The sequence below is a fragment of the Sorangium sp. So ce426 genome, assembly GCF_051475585.1.
GTDB lineage: Bacteria > Myxococcota_A > Polyangia > Polyangiales > Polyangiaceae > Sorangium > Sorangium cellulosum_B.
This window is the reverse complement of sequence record NZ_CP150341.1, coordinates 3,715,001-3,734,349: the sequence shown is the minus strand read 5'-3', so window position 1 is coordinate 3,734,349 and position 19,349 is coordinate 3,715,001. Positions and strand designations below refer to the sequence as shown.

The window sequence follows — 19,349 nt, the reverse complement described above, 5'->3', positions numbered from 1 at the left end:
GAGGGGATGTTGGACCGTCGGAACCCGTGGCGATCCGGGCTCCAGGGAGGTTGCCCATGACAGCTCGACGCGCGCTCTTCAGCCTGCCCCTGCTCTGCGCCTGCGCCGCCTTCGCGGCGTGCGGCGCGGAGCCGCGCCCCGCCTCGCCCGGAGCGGAGCCGCCGACCGGCCCTGCGCCTGCGGAGGCGCCCGACGCCGATCGCGTCCCTCTGTTCGAGGACATCGGCGCTCTCCATCACCCCGTGACGACGTCATCGCAGCTCGCGCAACGTTATTTCGATCAGGGGTTGCGGCTCGTCTACGCGTTCAACCACGACGAGGCGAGGAAGGCATTCCGGGAGGCCGCCCGCCTCGATCCGGGCCTCGCCATGGCCCGCTGGGGCATCGCGCTCACGCTCGGCCCCAACATCAACCAGCCGGCCGACGCGGCGCGGGAGCGGGCCGCCCTCGAGGCCGTGGAGGAGGCGCGCGCGCTCGCCGCGTCCGCCAGCGAGCGCGAGCGCGCGTACATCGACGCGCTGGCCGAGCGCCACGCTTCCACGTCGGGCCGCGCGCCGGGCCGCGAGCGCGCGGACCTCGACCGCGCCTACGCGAGCGCGATGCGCGAGCTCGCCCGTCGCTTCCCCGACGACCTCGACGCGGGTGTCCTCTTCGCCGAGGCGCTCATGGATCTGCGCCCGTGGGATCTCTGGACGCAGGACGGCCGGCCGCAGCCCGAGACCGAGGAGATCGTCTCCACGCTGGAGGGCGTCCTCCGGCGAGACCCCGAGCACCTCGGCGCGAATCACTACTACATCCACGCGGTCGAGGCGTCGCGCGCGCCGGAGCGGGCGTTGCCGAGCGCCGAGCGGCTCGGCGGTCTGGCCCCAGGCGCTGGGCACCTCGTGCACATGCCGTCGCACATCTTCCTGCGCGTCGGTCGCTACGCCGACGCCTCTGACGCGAACGAGCAGGCGGTGCTGGCCGATCGCCGGTACATCCGCGAGCGGCGCCCGGAGGGCATCTATCCGATGATGTACTTCCCGCACAACCTCCATTTCCTCTCGGTCTCGGCGAGCATGGAGGGGCGCAGCGCCGTCGCCGTGCGCGCCGCGCGAGAGCTGGCCGCGGCGGTGCCCGACCACAACGTCCGACACATGCCGATGCTCGAGATGTTCCGCCCTGCGCTGCTGTTCGCGCTGGTCCGGTTCGGACGGTGGGACGACGTCCTCGCGGAGCCGGCGCCGCCGCCCGGGCTGCGGTACACGGCGGGGATATGGCGCTATGCGCGCGGCCGCGCGCTCGCCGCGACGGGGCGCCATGACGATGCCGCGCGCGAGGCGGCGGTGCTCCGGGCGATGGCGTCCGAGAGCCGGGAGGACGCGACGATCGGCAGGAACCGCGCGAAGGATCTGCTCGAGATCGCCTCGCTCGTGCTCGAGGGCCAGATCGCGTCCGAGCGCGGCGACACCGGCGCCGCTGCTCGCATGCTCGAGGACGCCGCGCGCATCGAGGACGAGCTGCGCTATTTCGAGCCGCCGGACTGGCCCGAGCCGGTCCGCCACACGCTCGGCGCGGTGCTCCTCACGGCGGGCCGCGCGCGCGACGCGGAGGCGACTTACCGGGAGGACCTGCTCCACCACCCGCAGAACGGCTGGTCGCTGTGCGGGCTCGAGCGCAGCCTCCGCGCACAGGGCAAGGAAGAGGAGGCGGACGCCGCACACGCGCGCTTCAAGCGCGCCTGGGCGCGAGCCGACGTGCGGCTGTCCGGGTCACGCCCGTGAATGTCCGGTCTCGAGCGGCTGGAGGCGGCGAGAGAGGCGCGCATTGCCGGCGTGCGCACCGGAGCATCTGCTAGGTTGGTGGGGTGTTGCGCGCGAAGCTTGGACACTCGGCGCCCTGGTGTCTTTTTTCTCTCGCTTCCAGCCTGTGCGCGGTCTCGCTCTTCGGCTGCGAGAGCACCAACCTGCCGCCGTATACCCAGCTCCCGGGGGAAGGCGCCGGCGGCTCGGGGTGTGCGCCGGGGCAGATCAGCGGCGCCAGCGGATGTGCACAGGTGGGCATTCGGGGCTGCGCCGACGCCTTCGTCGACGAGGACGGCTTCTGTCGTCCCGCGCTCGCGAAGTGCTCGCCCGGGACGATCCCGAAGCACGACGAGGGCTGCATGGACGTCGGGATCCCCGGCTGTGCGGCGGAGTTCGTGGAGGGCGGTGCCTGCCATCCCACCATGGCCAGGTGCCCGGAGGGGACATTCGCGGTCCCGCAGAAGGGCTGTGTTTCCATCGACGGCCCGGACGGCTGCGGCTCGGCGCCGTGGGGCGAGATCGTCGAGGCGCCCGGCGATCTCCACGTCGATCCTGGCTACGAGGGCGGAGACGGCGACGGGTCGCGGGAGAGGCCGTTCACGACGCTGGCGGAGGCGCTGGCGGGCGTTCAGGCGGACGGGCGCGTGGTGCTGGCCGAGGGCGAGTACGACGAGCCGATCGAGATAACGAAGCCCATCGAGATCGTCGGGCGGTGCGCCTCGCGGGTGGTGCTCCGGGGCGAGAAGAGCGATCCCGACGGCAACGTCAGCGCGATCTGGATCCACGACGTCGACCACGCCGGCGTGCGCGGCGTGAGCCTGCTCAGCCCGTCGATCGGGGTGTTGATCCAGTCAGCGGCGGTCTCGGTGCGCGACATCCGGGTGACGGGCGAGAGCGGCAAGGGGCTCGTGGTCGCGCTCCCTGGCGCGAGCCTCGATCTGTCGCGCAGCCTCGTCCAGTCGTCGTGGGCGGACGATGGAACGGGCGAGGGCTGGATCAGCGTGCTCGTCGTCTCCGGGGCCGAGGCGCGGCTCACCGAGAACGCGCTGGTCGGCGGCACCATCAACCTGCGGATCAGCTCCGAGGCGGCGGAGGTGGTCGCGGAGGGCAACCTGCTGGAGGCCGCGGCGCTGCCGTCGGCGACGAGCGACGGCGTCGGCGTGCACCTCGAGGACGGCGCGCTCCGGCTCGACGCGAACGCGCTCGTCCACCATCACCTGGGCGCGCTTGTGACGGGCGCCGGCGCGGAGCTCGTGGCGGCGCGCAACCTCATCGCCGCCCCGGCGGACCCGGCGCCCGAGGCCGGCGGCCTGGCCGTGGAGCAGGGCGCGCGCGCGTCGCTCGCCTCCAGCGTGCTGTCAGGGGCGTGCGACGCGCTGCTCGCCGTCGCGGGCGCCGGCACGGAGGTCGAGGCATCTGGCAACCTCTTCGATGGCGCGGCCGCCTCGGAGAGCGGTCACCTCGGATTCGCCGTCGAGCAGCGCGGCGGAGCGCTCTCGCTGTCGTCGAGCCTCGTGCGCCAGGCCGGCGACGCCGGGCTGTTCGTCTCGGGCGGGACGCTCTCGGCGAGCGGCGTGGTCATCGAGGGCACGCGCGCGAGCCCGCTGCACCGGGATCGCGCCGCCGGCGTGCTCGTGCAGGGTGGCCGCGCCGCGCTTGCGTCGACGTATGTCCTGGAGCCCCACGTCGCGGGCGTGTCCGCGTCCCGGGGCGCGATCCTCGAGATCGCGGACAGCCTCATCGAGCGCTCGCTGCCGGAGGAGCGCGACGGCACGGGCGGCGTCGGCGTGCTGAGCGCCGGGGCGGCGCAGGTCCTCGTCCAGAGGTCGGCCGTGCTGGAGAGCCGCGTGGCGGGCCTGCTGCTGGCCTCGCCGAGCACGGTGGAGGACACGGTCATCCTCGGGGTCGAGGGCGGCACGTTCTCGGCTCTGAGCGCCGGTGGGCAGACGGAATCGGTGCCGGACCTGGGCGACGGCCTCGTGGTCCTGGGCTCGACGGCGCAGGTGAGCTCGGTGCAGGTGCAGCGCTGCGCGCGCGCCGGTTTGCTGTTCAGCGACAGCGGCGGCGCGCTCGCGAGCTCGGAGTCCGCCGGCAACCGGTTTGGCCTCGTCGTGCAGGGCGCGCAGGCGCCGTCGGTGTCGGAGGACAACAGCTTCGAGGGCAACCGGGAGAGCGATCAGCTCGCCGAAGGCGCGCTCCCCGTCCCGAGCAGCGCCACGCCCGCCCCGTGACGATCGCTCGCCGAACGGTCTACCGTGTGTGTTGCGGACGCCTCCTGTCCGAGCGGGCGCGCGTTCGGAGCGGCGCGTCGGCGTTCGCGCTGGCGCAGAATCTCTCACACGCACTGCAGCGCGCGTTCCCCTCATCGCGCTCTTTTCGCCCAAGACGCGGCTCGTATAGAGTCCTCGTTCGATCATGAAATTCACGTGCTTACTCAGGGGTACCATCACCGTCGTTGCTCTCTCGACGTTCGCGGCCCAGCTGGGCTGCGGCGGCGCCGCGCCCACGTCCGTGGCGCCGGTGATGGTCGACGCCGAGCCTGTCGAGACGTCGAGCCCGAAGATGAGCTCGGGTTCCGAGATCGGCGGCATGAACGAGGAGAAGGTGCAAGCGGCGTTCGAGCGCGTGTCGCCTCGGCTCTCGCGCTGCTACCAGAAAGGCGTCCAGCGGATCCCCTATCTCGGGGGCGAGATCCGCTTCAAGGTCCGGGTGACCGAGGAGGGCACGGCGCGCTGGGCGTTCGTGAAGGACTCGAACCTGGGCGATCGCGAGACCGAGGCGTGCATGCTGAGCGTCCTGAAGGCGACGAGGTGGCCGAAGCCGGTCGGCGGAGAGGGCCTGGCGGAGAACAGCTTCACCTTTGAGCCGAGCAGCGACGAGCGCCTGCCCGTGCCCTGGACGCCCGACCAGCTCGGGACGCCGTACAAGAAGGCGAGGCCGGCGCTCGCGTCGTGCCGAAGCCAGGCGGGCGCCAGCCAGCTCAAGGCCACGCTCTACATCGACACCGACGGCAAGCCGCTCAGCGTGGGCGTGTCCAGCGACGACGAACGGGGCGAGGAGGCGGCCGAGTGTGTCGCCGGCGCGCTGCGCGAGATCACCTTCCCCTCTCCTGGCAGCTATGCATCGAAGGTGAGCGTCGACATCGATTGACGTGACGCCGCGCACCGCCCGCAGCGATCGCCCGCACGCCGGGCTGGCCGCTGTCGGAGGTGTCCGACGGGCGTGCCGCCGCGCGCTGCGTCCCGCCCTGTCCGACGCGGCGAGGGTCGCGGGGCTCGTCCATTGGCCGCGAAATCGACCGCCCTTGCTGGCAGCGCGCGCCGCGGGACTGCGCTACGCTCTCGTCGTGGGCAAGGTCCTCCGGCAGATCCTGGTGCTCTTGTGGAAGGTGGCTCGCCTCGTCCTGTGGAAGTGGCTCAAGCCGCGCCTCATGAGGTTCGCGATGATCACGGCGGCGCTCGTCGGGGTCATCCTGCTCGTTGTGGCCGTGCTCGGCAGGCTTTAGCGGCGAGCGCGGCTCCCCGGCTGGCAGCCGCGGGCGGCGCGGCTGTCGTTCGCTTGTCCCCGGTCGCATCCGGCAACTAGTCTCTCCCGCTTGCATGGCTAGCTCACCGCCTTCCTTCCTCCTCGCGGCCCTGACGTGCGCGATCGCGTCGGGGGGCGCCGCTGCTTGCTCCGAAGAGAGCCCCGCCGAGGGGGCGCCTGCGTCGCTCGAGGCGGACGCCCTGCGGATGCCCCCCGAGGCGGACGCGCCACGCGTGTCCTCGGGAGCGGCCGCGCCGCGCGCCGCGGTCGTCGAGGCCGCGCACGTCACGAAGGCGCCGGCCCCGGCCCAGGCGGAGGCCGACGCGCCGCCCGCGGCGAGCGCGGCGGCAACGACGCCGCCCGCCAGCGCGGCGGCAACGACGCCGCCCGCCAGCGCGGCGGCGGAGGGCGCGCGCATCTACTCCAAGGCGCGCTTTGCGTGGATCAACCCTGGCCCTTACCCGACGCGGGGCTGGAGCGGCTACCTGGGGCTCGGCGGCTCCGTCGCGCTGCGCGGCGGCAGCGTCGAGGCCGCGCGGACGCCGGGCGAAGGGTGCGACGCGTGGTACGCCATCGAGCCGCGGGGCTACGTCTGCGCTGGCGCCGGCGCCGCGGTCGACCCGAACGACCCGGTCGTGGCCGCGCTGCGGCCGCACGCGCCCAGGGTCGACTCCCCGTGGCCCTATGACTACGCGGAGTCGACCGGCGCGCCGCGCTACCCGCACCTCCCGAGCGCGAAGGAGCAGCGGCGCTCCGAGTGGGACCTCGAGGAGCACCTCGCGAACATCGCGAAGGTGCGCGCCGCCGAGGGCGCCGGCGAGGAAGCCATCCGCGCGATCGACGAGGCCCTCGTGGGCGTCGACCTGAAGCCCGCGGGGGTCGCCGCCCCGGCGCTGTTTCCCTTCGGCGGCCTCGTGCGCGAGGGGCGCGACCGGATCGTGAACGGCTCGACTGTGGCGTTCACCCGCGCGTTCGACGCGCAGGATCGGACCTGGGTGGTGACCTCGGACCAGGCGTACATGCCGAAGGATCGCCTGAAGCCCTACCCGCGCTCGAGCTTCCAGGGCGTCTGGCTGAAGGACGGGCGTTCGCTCCCGCTCGCGTTCTTCCGCAAGACCGATCGGCCGAAGTACCAGCGGGGCGCCGGCGGCCGCTTCGAGCCGACCGGCGCGTCGTTCGCGCGGCTCGCCTCGGTCGGGCTCACCGGTCGCGCCGAGGTCGAGGACGGCGAGCGGCTCCTCGAGACGCAGGAGCCGGGGGTCTACGTGCGCGCGGACGACGCCGTCGTGATCGAGGCGGCGAAGCGCTCGCCGCTCGAGGGCGACGGCGATCCGTCGTCGCCGCGCAAGTGGATCGAGGTGAGCGTGCTCGGCGGCTGGTTCGTCGCCTACGAAGAGCTCACCCCGGTCTTCGCGACGCTCATCTCACCGGGGCGCGGCGGCGTCCCGAGGCAGGGCATCCCCGCCATCGAGACCGCGGCGACGCCGACCGGGCGCTTCCGCATCGACGGGAAGTTCGTGACGGCGATGATGGTCTCGAGCACGAACGACAAGATCGTCCACTCCGAGGTGCAGTTCGTGCAGAACTTCAGCGGACCTCACGCGCTGCACGGCGCGTACTGGCACGACGCCTGGGGCGAGCCGAAGAGCGGCGGCTGCGTCAACCTCTCCCCCATCGACGCGAAGCAGATGTTCGCCTGGACCGACCCGCCGGTGCCGGAGGGGTGGCACGGCCTGCGGGCCTCCCGCGACGCCGGCCGCTCCACGGTGGTCCTCATTCACCGCTGATCGCGCGCGCGATCCGGCCCACGAGCCGCGGCGCGGCTTCCGCGAACACGTCCGGATCGAGCAGCAGGCCGACCACGAGGAAGCCGTCGCGCGGCATGTCGAAGAAGTAGCCGGGGTGGACGATGATCCCCTCGTCGCGCACGAGGAGCTCGACCCAGCCGTCCTCGTCGTGCACGCGCGGGACCTCCAGCGTCGCGTACCAACCGCCGTCGATCGGGAGCCGCCGGACCGCGCCCCCGGCGCGCGCGGCGATCGCCGCGTCGAGCACCGCCAGGTTGGCCTGCACGCGCGACAGGATCGCGCGCTGGACGGGCGCCCGCGAGGCGAGGATCTCCGGCAGCGCGAGCTGCACCGGGGTGCCGACCGAGAGGTAGGTGTCCGCGATGACCTCGAGCCGCTCCAGCGCCGCCGCGGCGAGCTCCGGCGGCCCCGAGACCGCGATCCAGCCGAGCTTGAGCTGCGGCAGCGCCATCACCTTGGAGAGCCCGCTCAGCACGAAGGTCAGCGCCTGCCGCGCGCCGGCGAAGCTCGGCAAGCGGTCCGGGGCGAGGTCTCCGTGGGCGTAATCCCCGAAGACCTCGTCGACGATCAGCGCGAGCCCGCGCTCCCTGGCGCACGCCTCGAGCGCGGCGGCGTCGTCGCGGCGCACGAAGGAGCCGGTCGGGTTGTTCGGATGGACGAGCACCACCGCGCGCGTCCGCTCGCCGGCCGCGCGCTCGAGCGCGCCGAGGTCGATGCGCCATCCTTCCTCCCTGAGGAGCGGGTAGGGCGTGAGCGCGACGTCCTCGAGGCAGGCCAGGTACTCGAGCAGCGGGTACGACGGCACGGGGACGAGCACGTCGTCGCCGCGCTCCGCGAGCAGCTTGAGCAGCCAGCCGTACGCTTCGCTGGTGCTGGCCGTCAGCACGACGCGCGACGGATCCACGTCGAGCCCGCGCTCCTGGTAGTAGCGCGACACCGCGGCGCGCGCCTCGGGATCGCCGAGCGGCAGCGGCGCGTACCGCTCGCCGCGCGGCTCGCCGAGCGGCGCGATGAGGTGAGCCGCGTCGACGATCCCGCAGCGCGTCGGGTTCGACTCGGTGAAGTCGACGAGCGCGCGCCCCGCCCCGCGCGCCTCGGCGAGCACGGACGCGAGGCTGTTGCCCGAGAGATCCCAGCCTGTGCGCGCCGCGAACCGCAGCGGCCGGGGCGCGCGCGCGTGTCCCGCGTCCGCCTCTGCCGCGGGAGGTCGATCCAGGATCACCCGTTTCTCCATGCGTCCGTGCTCCATCGCCGTCGTGCTCTCCCCCGCCCCGCCGGTCGGCCACCGTGACACGGACGGCGCCGGACGGCAGCCGCGCGTGCAATCCGGGCGACGCAAGGGCGCGCGGGCCGCGGGGGTGCTCAGCCGCGGCGCCGCCGGCGCGCCGCCGACGCCGCCACGAGGAGGCTCGCGAGGCCCCAGGCGGCGCGGCTCGACGGCGGCAACCCGTCCGGGCGAGCCGCGGTCCACGTGCACGCGCCGCTGGTCGCCTCGAGCTCTCCGTTCGCCATCCAGACGTCGCTCCCCACCGGGAGCTCGCGCGCGCCGAGCGAGGCGCCGTCGTAGAGCACGTCGACGGCCAGCGTCGCCCCTCCGGAGCCGCGCGGGGCGGCGACCGCGAACTGCCACAGCCCGCGGCGCACCTCCCTGAGCGGCGTGTGCATCACCCCGCCGCGGACGGCGACCGTGAGCTTCCCCTCGACGCCCCTCACCGGGGCGCCGTCAGGGCGCCGCAGCTCGATCGTCCCCCAGACCGGCCACGACGGGTCGGGCCTCGCGTAGGTGCTCGACAGGACGTACCAGCTCTTGTCGAGCGCCGGCTCGTTGCCGCCGGTCTCGGCGGCCTCGAGCGCGAGGCGCGCGCCTTCGAGATCGAGCACGCCGGGACCGAGCTGCGCGTCGAGCGGCACCGCGCCCCTCGGGTACCGCGCGCCTGCCTGGAGCGCCTCCGTCACCTCCGCCTGGGTCAGGTTCGGGTTGACCTGGAAGAGGAGCGCGATCGCCCCTGCGACCTGCGGCGCCGCCATGGACGACCCTGACGCGATCGCGTGGTGGTCGTCGACGACGAAGCAAGGCTCGTCGCCGGGGCACCCGGGCGTATCGAACAGCCCTCCGGGATCGTCGCGCGGGTCGACGCCGCTGGCCATGGCGGCCGCGACCAGGCCGCCGGGCGCGCTGATCTCCGGCTTGGCCACGCCGAACGGCGTGGGGCCAGCCGCGCTGAAGTAGCAGGCGCTGTCCTCTTCGATGTCCACGCCGTCGAGGCTCGTGAGGCGCACGCTCGTGGAGCTCCCCTGCGGCTGCCAGCGGACGCGGTTGATGGTGCACCCCACGGCGAGCAGCCCAGGGTGGCTCGCGGGCACGTTGATCGTCCCTTGCTTGATGGCGCGCGGGAACAGGAGCCCGAGATCGTGCGACGGCGAGACGTCGCCGAGCCCCGTCACCCAGAGCTGCGCGTCCCCTCGGCCTCGCAGGCGGATCGCGAACTCGCCCGCCTTCCACGCCCCGCTGAAGGCCACGACGGCGCTGTTCGTCGCCGCGGTGATGGGCGACTTGCCGTTCGCGAGCCGGTTGATGACCGCGCCGGTCGTCTCGCCGTCGTCGCCGGTGTAGCCGGCGTCGTCTCCGGGCTCGACCAGGCCGATCCACGCCTCGCCGCCCGGCCCGTCGAGGCCGACCGACACCTCGTCCCCGGGCCGGAAGGTGATCCAGACGTATCCTTCGCCGCGCTCGGCGCTCGGCGTGCGGATGGGCACGCGCGTCTCGGCGTGCGCCGACACGTGGGCCTCGGTGTGGATCCCGAGCGGCCCTTCGCCGTCGATCTCGTACGTCGCGCCGCTGTTGCCTGCGGCGACGACGATCGCCCGCCCCGGATGAGCGCTGCCGACCATCGCGGCGAGCCCCGCCTCGAGCGGGCTCGTCCCGTCGTGGGGCCCGAAATCGCTCCCGACGCTCAGGTTGACGACCGCCGGCATGTTCAGCTCCTCGGCGCGGTCGAAGATGAACTGCACCGCCTTGAGGATGTCCGGATCGTCGAAGCCCTCGCCGGGCCGCGCGGGCGCGGCGATGATCAGCGTCGCGGCGGGCGCCACGCCGACGTACCGCGGCCGCTCCGAGACCATCGGCCCGCCGTTGCCCGCGGCGATGGAGGCCACGTGCGTGCCGTGCCCCGCGATGTCGCGGAGGATGCCGGGCTTGCTCTGCGCGAGCATGGCGTCGATGTCGGCGCCGGAGAAGATCGCGCACGCCGACTGGTCCGGATCATCGCACCCGTAGGTGTGCTCGAGCGCCGCGTGCAGCCCCTTCGGGCTTCCGGCCTGCAGCATCCATCGGATCCGTGTCTTGCCGTCCTTGTCTCGAAAATCCGGGTGGGTCACGTCGAGGCCGGTGTCGACGACGCCGACGACCACCCCCTCGCCGTCCGCGCCGGTCGCCTTCCTGTACGGCTCGACGCGGATCCACCCCTTGGACCGATCCAGCAGGGGCCGCCGCGGCGGTCCTGTGAGCAGCCTGAGCTCCGGGTGCGCGGCGGAGAAGGCGCCGACGTCGCCGGGCGCGAGCCGGATGGCCCCGAAGCCCGGCGCGACCGGGAGCAGCCCGAGCGCTCGCGCGTCGGCGCCGGCGGGCAGCGGCACCATCACGGGGACGCGCCCGCGCGGATCGGCGAGCGGGTGCCGACCCAGGCGCGAGCCGAGCAGGCGCGCCACCGCCTGGGCCGGGACGTCGGCGCGCGCCTCACCCGCCGCGAGGGCGAGGCCGAGCAGCGCGATGGAAAGCGGAGATCTGCGGGCGAGCACGCCGCGAGTCTACACCACGTCCGCGCGCGGCCGAGGTCACGAAGGGCGCCGCCCTCGCCGCGCGCTCTCCGGAGCGCGCCGCGCGCCGCTCACACGGGCGGCACGAGGTGCTTCTTTCGCGGCCTCTCCTCGACCTTGCCGGCGTACCGCTCGAAGCGGCGCGCCACCTCGCGGCGGAGGTCCGCCGTCGGGACGATCGCGTCGATCACGAGCTCGCTCGCGAGCTTCTCCAGATCGACGTCGGCCCGGTACTCGTCGCGCAGCTTCTGGACGAGCGCCTCGCGCTCGGGCCCCGCCGGGATCGCCTGGATCTTGTTGAAGTAGACGGCGTTCACCGCGGCGCTCGGCCCCATCACGGCGATCGAGGCCGAGGGCAGGGCGATGCACTCGTCGGGCGCGAACGCCGGCCCGCACATCGCGTAGAGCCCTGCCCCGTACGCCTTGCGCACGACGACGGACAGCTTCGGCACGCTCGCCTCGCTCACCGCGGCGATCATCTTCGCCCCGGCCCGGATGATCCCCTGCCTCTCGACGACGGTCCCGATCATGAAGCCGGGCACGTCGGCGAGGTAGAGGAGCGGGATGTTGAACGCGTCGCACAGCCAGATGAACCGCGCCGCCTTGTCGGCCGAGTCCACGAACAGCACGCCGCCCTTGTATTTCGGCTGGTTCGCGACGATGCCGACCGCGCGCCCCTCCACGCGCGCGAGCCCGGTGACGATCTCTCGGGCGTAGAGCTTCTTGATCTCGACGAAGCTGCCCTCGTCGATGATCGCGTCGATCACGGCCATGATGTCGAACGGCTTGTTCTCGTCGGCGGGGATCACGTCCTCGAGCGGCCGCTGCCCTGGCTTCTCCGGCCTCGGCTCGACGCGGGGCGCGGCCTCGGCGGAGCTCTGCGGCATCAGCGCGAGGTAGCGCTTCGCGAAGGCGATCGCCTCCTCCTCGGTCTTCACCAGGACGTCGCCGCACCCGGAGACCGAGCAGTGCATGCGCGCTCCGCCGAGCTCTTCGAGCGTGACCTTCTCGCCGATCACCATCTCCGCCATGCGCGGGGAGCCCAGGTACATGCTCGCGTTGCTCTCGACCATGCACACCACGTCGCAGAACGCCGGGATGTAGGCGCCCCCCGCCGCCGACGGGCCGAACAGCAGGCAGATCTGCGGGACGAGGCCGCTCAGCTCGACCTGGTTGTAGAAGATCCGGCCCGCGCCGCGCCGCCCGGGGAACATCTCGATCTGGTCGGTGATGCGCGCCCCCGCGGAGTCGACGAGGTAGAGCAGCGGGCACCGGAGGCGCCGCGCGGTCTCCTGCACGCGCAGGATCTTCTCGACGGTGCGGCGCCCCCACGAGCCGGCCTTCACCGTCGAGTCGTTCGCCATCACGCACACGGGGCGCCCGCCCACCGTCCCGGTGCCCGTGATGACGCCGTCGGCCGGCAGCTCGGGATCCAGCGCGTTGGCGAGCGCCGCGTCCTCGATGAAGCTGCCTTCATCGACGAGCAGCGCGACGCGTTGCCGCGCGAACAGCTTGCCCTGTTCCGCGTTCTTGTCGTGGTACTTCTGCGCGCCTCCCTTCTCGATGCGCGCCGTGAGATCCCGCAGCTTCTGATCGAGCGACATGGCGCGACCCATAGCCCTAAGCGCGCCGGGCGACCACCTCCCGCGCCGCCGATTCGAGCTCCCGCGCGGTCCGGGCGACGAGCACCTTCGTCGCCGCGGCGGCGTAGCGCGGCATCGCGCTGTCCCCCGTCCCCCAGGCGCCCGGCCCCTCGGGGCACAGCCACAGGAGCGCCCGCGCCCGGTCACGGAGCCTCCTCACGATCTCCGCCTCGTCCGCGAAGTAGTTCGTGCGCCCGTCGCCCAGGATCACCAGGGTCACCCGCCGGTCCACGTCACGCCCGTGTCGCTCTTCGAAGGCCAGCAGGGCGCGCCCGTAATTCGAGTTGTGCGCCCGGTTCACCACCTCGCCGCGCTGGATCCGCTCGAGCGCCGAGCTCGCCGGCAACGCCTCGAAGAGCTCGGTCGTCTCGGCGAGCTCGCTCACGAAGACGAACGATCGCGTCCGGTCGAAGAGCTCCTGCGCCGCGCAGACGAACTCGAGCATGAACCGCGCGGCGACGCGGACCGAGTCCGACACGTCGCACAGGATCATCAGGCGCGGCTTGTCGCGCCGCCGCGCTCGACGCGCCGGCTGGAACGGCACGCCGCCCGTCTGGAGGCTGCGCCGCAGCGTCCGGTGGGGATCGATCCTCCCGCGCCGCGCGCGGCGCCTCCGGAGCCGCTCCGCGCCCCGGAGCCGCACGGACAGCTCCTTCACGGCGCGGCGCACCTCCTCCATCTCGCCCTCGCCGAGCGAGGCGAACGGCACATCCATGCGGCCCTGGGCAGCAGGCTCTTCGCCCTCGACGCGCCGGAGCGACAGCGTCACGTGCTCGCGCACGCGGCGCCGCATCCGCTCCAGCTCGGCGGCGAGCGCCTCCCCGAGGGCCCTCCCCCGCTCCTCGCCGAGCGCCTCCTCGAGCGCGCTCCGGATCCGCCGCAGCGCGCTGGCGACGGCCGGCACCCCGAGCTGATCCATCACCCGCTGCGCGAAGAACCCGACCTGGAGCGAGCTCGTCATCGGCGCGAGCACGCGCGCGATCCCGGCCGCCTGGAGCGCTCGGTCGAGCTCCCCCGCGGTCCCTGCGAGCGCCTGGAACGCGATCGCGTCGCCCGAGGCGCCGCTCCGCTCCGCCGCCGCGCTCAGCAGATCGCGCAGGGCGGAGAGCTCCCCATCCGAGAACCCTCGCTCCCGCAGGCGCCCCCACAGATCGCCGACGTGCGCGCCCGCGGGGGAGAAGAAGCGGTCGAAGCAGGCGCGGTACCGGCGGAGATCGGCGGCGCGCTCGACGACCACCGCGCCGATGGCGTCGCGCAGCGCCCCTCGGTCGCCGAACCCGACGAGGGCGCACGCGCGCGTGACGTCGATGGCCTGCGCCGTCGAGACGGCGAAGCCGTCGCGGCGCAGCGCCCAGAGGAATTCGTCGATGGAGAGCAGCATGGAGGGCGTACCGGTCAGCCGGCGCGGCCCCGCGGCGGCTACGGCGCCGGCGCGGGCTCCGCGAGCAGCGCCTTGAAGAGCTTCTCGACCTCGGCGTGCCGGGTCGGGTCGTACCCGACCACCACGTCCCGGATGACGCCCTTCTTGTCGATCACGAACATCGTGGGGAGCGCCTTGACGCCGTAGGCCGCGGAGGTCGACTCCGACGCGTCCGCCGCGACCGCGTAGCGCATCGAGAGGGCCTGCGCTGTCTTCGTCGCGACGCTCACGTCGTCGGTCGTCACGCCCACGACCCGCAGCCCCTGCGCGGCGTACGCCGCGTGCCACGCCGAGAGCTGCGGGGCCATCAAGCGGCACGGCGCGCACCAGGTCGCCCAGAAATCGAGCAGCACCACGTTTCCGCGCAGGGTCCCGATGTTCGCCGGGACGGTCCCTCCGACCGTGGTGAGCGACCTCCAGGCTGGGGCGAACGTGCCGATCTTGTCGAGGCGAAGGATCTGATCGTGCCCGGGGAACGGCACCAGCGTCGGCGCGACGTCTCGCTCTCGTCCGCCGCGCCGGATCCGGAGGTTCACCACGTTTCCAGGCCCCGCGAGCGCGACACGCGCGACGAGCTGCTTTGGCTCGTCGATCTGGACGCCATCCGCCGCGATGACCTGATCGCCGTCCACGATGCCCGCCTTGGCCGCCGGCGAGCTGGTGACGACGTGCTTCGCGACCACCCCCCCGGCCGGCCCTGGCTCCAGCTCCACGCCGAGCCAGGCGCGGCGGGACGCCGCCTCGGCGGCTGCGTGCGGGGCGCCCCCCAGCAGCGCGGCGCCCGACAGCGACACCAGCGTGGCGGCCGAGAGGGCGCGCCATGCGCGGCCTCGCCAGGAAGAGGCCAGGTACATCCGGGCAGTGTAGCATCTCGGCCGGTGCGGTCCCGAACCCGCCTCTCTGCGTGGTGCGCGCTCGCTGCGGCGTCGCTCGCCTCGATGACGCTCTCGACGGAGGCGCGGGTCCGCTCCGGGTGGGCCCCCCTGCCGCTCGGCTGTGCGCCGCCCCCGCCGTCCCCGTCCCCCGCTCACGTCGCGGAGAGCACGGCGTGGATCGGGCGCGGCTCCAGCTCCATCCCCGAGGCGCGCGCGCCGGCCGCGGCGCCCGCTGCACCGCCGGCCGCGGCGCCCTCGGCGTGGGAGCTCGCCGGGCAGCTCGCGAGCTTCCGGCCCGTCACGGGTCGAGCTCGCTCCCAGCACTTCACCGGCGAGATGGAGGCGGAGGTGAGGATCAACGCGGCGGCTGCGCCCTACCCGCAGCTCGGTCCGGATCGCGTCCTCCCCTCTGGCGCCGCCGTTGTCGAGTTCCACTACCGGGCGGGCGCATCGGAGCCGGACACGCTCCTGGCCATGGTGAAGCGACCGTCTGGCTACGACCCCGACGGCGGCAACTGGGAGTACCTCGTCCTCACGCCCCAGGGCACCTCCACCCACCGCGGCGCTCTGCCCCTCTGCAAGCGCTGTCACGCCGACGCCCCGCACGACCACCTCTTCGGCGGCCCCCGATAGGCACTCGCGTCGCCCTCGACAACGCAACGCGTCACGGCGTCCGTTGGCCGGGACGCTTGGTCCGCAAAGATTGCGAAGCACGGCATGGCACGCGACACCGCTGCCCGAGCACCTCGTCGGACACGGGATCCACGACAGCCGAAGAAGCCGAAGAAACCGCGGCGAAACGTGAGTATTCCGCTGGACGTACGCGCGCGAGGACGGCGCCGAGGAGGAGGCCGCGGGGTGGCACAGAGGCTGCTCCAGGCGGAATTGGCCGTGTTCTGCGCTGTGGGCTGCAGCGTGTCTCGGTCCTCCTCCCCTCGTAACGGGCCTCACTAGCTTGTGCTTGGTCGTTCAGCGGGCGCCATCCCGCCTCTCCATGGCGCCGCTGCTGCTTGGCTTACAGCTTCTTCCCGTTTCGTCAGCTTGGCCTGCTCATCTCGTGGTGCGCTTCTAGATCTTCGCTTGCCCTTCGAGAGCGTGTGAAAGCGCGCGGCCATTCCGTGACGGAGTCGCCGCGCGCCCTGTTTTTGTCCAGCGCTCGTTGCCCGCCGCCGGCCTCGTGTGCGTCGCCGGCATGGCCCTTGGCAACGACCTCGGCCGCAAACGCCGTGCATCCGAGCAGACGCCCTCAGGCCTCGATCACTTTTCCTTTGACAGCTCGCTCGGGGGCGTATAAACGCCGGCACTCACTTCGCGCAACCGAGCGCGACGCGGGAGTGCGGTGGCGTAGCCACGTCTTGCACTGGTCTTCACCAGAGCGCCCATAGCTCAGCTGGATAGAGCATCGGCCTACGAAGCCGGGGGTCGGAAGTTCGAATCTTCCTGGGCGCGCCTGATCGGTCGTGTAAAAGGTCCTGAGCCTCTCATGGTTGTCATGGATGACGGAGCGGATTTGCTCCTCTCCCCTGTGGCACAGCCGGAGGAACCAGCGAGCGCCGACGCGCGGTGGATGCGCGAGGCGCTCGCGGAGGCCGAAGCTGCGGCAGGCGCCGGTGACGTCCCCGTGGGGGCGCTCGTCGTCGACGCGGCGGGGACGGTGCTGGCGCGCGGTCGAAACCGTCGCGAGATCGACCAGGATCCGACCGGTCACGCCGAGGTGGACGCGCTGCGGGCGGCGGCCAGGCGGCTTGGTCATTGGCGGCTCGAAGGGGCCACGGTCTACGCGACGCTGGAGCCGTGTCCCATGTGCGCCGGCGCGCTCGTCAATGCCAGGATTGCGCGGCTCGTCTACGGCTGCCCGGACCCGAAGGCGGGAGCGGTCGACACGCTCTACGCGATCGGGCGCGACAACCGGCTCAACCATCGCTTCGCGGTCACGTCGGGCGTGCTCGCGGACGAGTGCGCCGGCGTGCTCCGCGCGTTCTTCGCGAAGCTCCGGACCGCCGCGTCGAAGCGCTGACGGCCCGGCCCGCAGGTGCGGGCGTCAAGGCGCCGCCCAGGCGCCCCCCTCGTCCTCTCCCGATCTGTCCTCGCCGGCCTCACCGCCGTCCTCGGAGGGCTGACGGGGCGCCAGATGAGGCGCAGGGGAGCCTCGCACCACGACCTCCTGGAGCCCCTTCTCCAGCTCCTCGTCGGAGATCCGGCGGCGCCTGTGCGCGATCTGCATGAGCTTGCGCAGGTACCCGCTCCACGCAGGCGTCACCTCGCCGTTCGCCCCGAAGTGCTGCACGCTCGGGTTTGGCAGGATCGACGCGATGTACAGCGCCTGTCCGAGCGAGAGCTGCGCCGCCGACGCATTGAAGTAGTGCCGCGCGGCGGCGCCGATGCCGTAGACCAGCGGCCCGAACTCCACCGCGTTCAGGTAGAGCTCCATGATCTGCTCCTTGGTGAGCTCCTGCTCGAGGTACATGGTGAGCAAGGTTTCCTGGAGCTTGCGCGCCACGCTCTTGGTCCGCTCGAGGTAGAGGTTCTTGGCGAGCTGCATGCTGACGGTGCTCGCCCCCCGCACGAACCTCCTCTTCCGGAGGTTCTCGCGGATCGAGTTCTTGATGGCTTCCTCGTCGAACCCGTGGTGCCGGTGGAAGGCGCCGTCCTCCGTGGTCAGCACGGCGACCTCCATGAAGCGGGAGATGTCCTCGTAGGGGACCCAGTCGGCGGTCCCTGGCCCGGACTCGATGTCGACGCGCTTGCCCCCGGGCCCGTAAACCAGGCGCCGGAACGCGCGCTTGAAGCGATCGACGCTGAGCTCCGGCGGCATCTCCGTCACGCGGCAGGTGTTCGATACGCCCCAGTCAAGCAAGAAATTCCGGTCGAGGTTCGCGGTATCGAACCGGAGCTTCCCTTCGATCCCGAACGAGCCGGCGAGCCTCATTCCGTGGAGCTTCGCCACGATCCCTTTGGGCACCGAATCCAGCATCGACTGGCAAGCCGTGAGGGGCACCTCGAAGGTGCCGCGGACCCGGTGTGAGTTCCCGGCCTGCTCGTACTCGCCGCGCGCGATCAGCCTCAGCGCACCGAGGTCGACCTCGGCGTCCTCGGCGACGAGCTTGGACCCGTCGAGCTTGCCGTTCGCCTTCGCTCGCCATGCCAGGTCGAGGCCTGCGATGGGCTCGTCTGCCAGGGCCGCGCTCCGCAGGGAGAGATTTCTCAGCCTTCCTTCGCCGTCGACGCCGAGCGTCTGGCCGTCGGCCGAGAGGACGACCCGCGCGCGGCTGACGATCGACGTCCGCGCCACATCGAACAGGCCCATGTCCCCTTCATGGATGCCGAGGGTGGAGAGCCAGATGGGTCCGCCCTGCACGTCGGCGACGATCTCCTGCGGGGTCTCCTTCGCGTCGCTGAGCGGCACGCGAAGGCGAAAGGTGAGCGCTTGCTGGGCGTCGGCGCCGGCGGCCGCGATCGCGGCCTCTCCAGGCGAGAGCTCCACCACGAGCGAGCCTGCCTCGCGCCGCACGGCGAGGTGCCCCGGTCCCAGGTTGAGGTGATCGGCGTCGCGCCGGAGGCGCGCGGTGACGCCTGCGACGTTGACCTTGGCGTCCTTACCGAGCGCCAGATCGATGCCCTGCGCCGCCCGCAGGAGGGCATCTCGAACCGCAGCCCCTCGATTCCGCCCCGCATCGGCCCCGTCGCTGCGCTCGGCCGCCCTCGTCAGCTGTGCCGGATGGGTGCGCCCGCTCTGCTCAGGCACGACCCGAGGTTCAGGGGTCCCCTCCGGGAGCGCCACGTTGGCGTCGATGGAGTCGGCCGAGAGCTCGCTCACCTGGTATCGCCCCTGCTCCAGGGCGAGCACCAGCCGGCCGTGCCGGACAGAGAAGGCGGCCCGTCCCAGGGACAGGATCGCTTCGCGCGCGGCGATGGCTGTCCGCCCTCCCGCGCGCGACAGGTGCACGTCGTCGGCCGACAGGCTCTCCGCGGGTGAGGCAGCTCGATCGGTCCAGACGAGCCGCAGGCCTTCCAGCTCGGTGCTACCGCCCCCCTCGTTCGTCGCGGTGCCGGGACGTCCTGCCGGCTGCCCCGCCCGCCAGGTCTCCAGCTCCTGGAGGATGGCCTCACGCGGCCCGACGGCGGAGACAGTCCCCCCGCGCATCGTCACGCGCCGTCCCGAAGCGCCCAGCGCGACGGCGACCTCCTCCAGGCGGATGGAGATGCTCGGCGCCCCGCGCAGCTGGACGTCCACCCCCTTCAGGGAGACGCCGCTCCAGGTGGGCCGAACCTGGTCGATCGACAGCGATGCCCCGTACCGATCAGCCGCCCGCTCGGCCTGGTAGCGCACAAAAGGAGCGAACCCGACGACGAGCCCGCCACAGAGGGCTCCCCCGGCGACCGCAGCGATTCTCCTGCGCTTGAATCCCAAGGTTCCCCTAGGGTAGCAACGCCTGGCGGCCGGAAGAAACTCGCAGCGTCATCTTGATCGCGCGCCG

Annotated in this window: 13 protein-coding genes and 1 tRNA gene; 8 read left to right on the top strand and 6 right to left on the bottom strand. The window is 72.8% G+C overall.

Translation table 11 applies throughout. From position 1 onward, the window contains the following. The first annotated feature begins 56 nt into the window (after window positions 1-56). The 5 genes from WMF44_RS14125 (at window position 57) to WMF44_RS14105 (ending at window position 7,096) form a co-directional block, all read left to right on the top strand. Window positions 57-1,763, top strand: coding sequence for a hypothetical protein (locus tag WMF44_RS14125; protein WP_437299634.1), 1,707 nt, complete (start codon window positions 57-59; stop codon window positions 1,761-1,763). Window positions 1,764-1,846: 83 nt separating this feature from the next. Then, window positions 1,847-4,015, top strand: a complete 2,169-nt coding sequence (locus WMF44_RS14120) for a DUF1565 domain-containing protein (protein ID WP_437299633.1) — start codon at window positions 1,847-1,849, stop codon at window positions 4,013-4,015. Window positions 4,016-4,199: 184 nt separating this feature from the next. Continuing rightward, a complete protein-coding gene (locus tag WMF44_RS14115; RefSeq protein ID WP_437299632.1) occupies window positions 4,200-4,934 on the top strand; it encodes an AgmX/PglI C-terminal domain-containing protein in 735 nt (244 codons plus the stop codon). Between the two features lie 196 nt (window positions 4,935-5,130). Then, window positions 5,131-5,289 (top strand): hypothetical protein, encoded by a 159-nt coding sequence (locus tag WMF44_RS14110; RefSeq protein WP_157906653.1) that lies wholly within the window; start codon window positions 5,131-5,133, stop codon window positions 5,287-5,289. A 94-nt stretch (window positions 5,290-5,383) separates the two neighbouring features. Further along, window positions 5,384-7,096, top strand: coding sequence for a L,D-transpeptidase (locus WMF44_RS14105; protein ID WP_437299631.1), 1,713 nt, complete (start codon window positions 5,384-5,386; stop codon window positions 7,094-7,096). Here the strand turns inward: WMF44_RS14105 and WMF44_RS14100 are convergent. The 5 genes from WMF44_RS14100 to WMF44_RS14080 all read right to left on the bottom strand — a co-directional run bounded on the left by WMF44_RS14100 (window position 7,083) and on the right by WMF44_RS14080 (window position 14,850). Next, complete coding sequence (locus tag WMF44_RS14100) at window positions 7,083-8,351, bottom strand: pyridoxal phosphate-dependent aminotransferase (protein WP_437299630.1); 1,269 nt, start codon at window positions 8,349-8,351, stop codon at window positions 7,083-7,085. The genes WMF44_RS14105 and WMF44_RS14100 overlap by 14 nt on opposite strands. Before the next feature lie 128 nt (window positions 8,352-8,479). After that, window positions 8,480-10,915, bottom strand: coding sequence for a S8 family serine peptidase (locus WMF44_RS14095; RefSeq protein WP_437299629.1), 2,436 nt, complete (start codon window positions 10,913-10,915; stop codon window positions 8,480-8,482). A gap of 89 nt (window positions 10,916-11,004) precedes the next feature. Beyond that, window positions 11,005-12,537, bottom strand: a complete 1,533-nt coding sequence (locus tag WMF44_RS14090) for an acyl-CoA carboxylase subunit beta (protein ID WP_437299628.1) — start codon at window positions 12,535-12,537, stop codon at window positions 11,005-11,007. Between the two features lie 16 nt (window positions 12,538-12,553). Continuing rightward, window positions 12,554-13,957: a VWA domain-containing protein gene (locus WMF44_RS14085; protein WP_437299627.1), complete on the bottom strand. Its 1,404-nt coding sequence runs from the start codon at window positions 13,955-13,957 to the stop codon at window positions 12,554-12,556. Between the two features lie 38 nt (window positions 13,958-13,995). Next, window positions 13,996-14,850 carry a redoxin domain-containing protein gene (locus WMF44_RS14080; RefSeq protein WP_437299626.1) on the bottom strand — a complete coding sequence of 285 codons (855 nt, stop codon included), beginning with the start codon at window positions 14,848-14,850 and terminating at the stop codon, window positions 13,996-13,998. 24 nt (window positions 14,851-14,874) lie between these two features. Here WMF44_RS14080 and WMF44_RS14075 point away from each other — a divergent pair, with 24 nt between their 5' ends. The 3 genes from WMF44_RS14075 to tadA all read left to right on the top strand — a co-directional run bounded on the left by WMF44_RS14075 (window position 14,875) and on the right by tadA (window position 16,888). Next, entirely contained in the window at window positions 14,875-15,504 is a 630-nt protein-coding gene (locus WMF44_RS14075) for a hypothetical protein (protein ID WP_437299625.1), read from the top strand. Window positions 15,505-16,246: 742 nt separating this feature from the next. Further along, window positions 16,247-16,320, top strand: a tRNA-Arg gene (locus WMF44_RS14070). 34 nt (window positions 16,321-16,354) lie between these two features. After that, window positions 16,355-16,888 carry a tRNA adenosine(34) deaminase TadA gene (gene tadA, locus WMF44_RS14065; protein WP_437299624.1) on the top strand — a complete coding sequence of 178 codons (534 nt, stop codon included), beginning with the start codon at window positions 16,355-16,357 and terminating at the stop codon, window positions 16,886-16,888. A 24-nt stretch (window positions 16,889-16,912) separates the two neighbouring features. On the opposite strand, the gene WMF44_RS14060 is transcribed toward tadA, so the two are convergent. Beyond that, window positions 16,913-19,282, bottom strand: a complete 2,370-nt coding sequence (locus WMF44_RS14060) for a transglycosylase domain-containing protein (RefSeq protein ID WP_437299623.1) — start codon at window positions 19,280-19,282, stop codon at window positions 16,913-16,915. Window positions 19,283-19,349 lie beyond the last annotated feature (67 nt).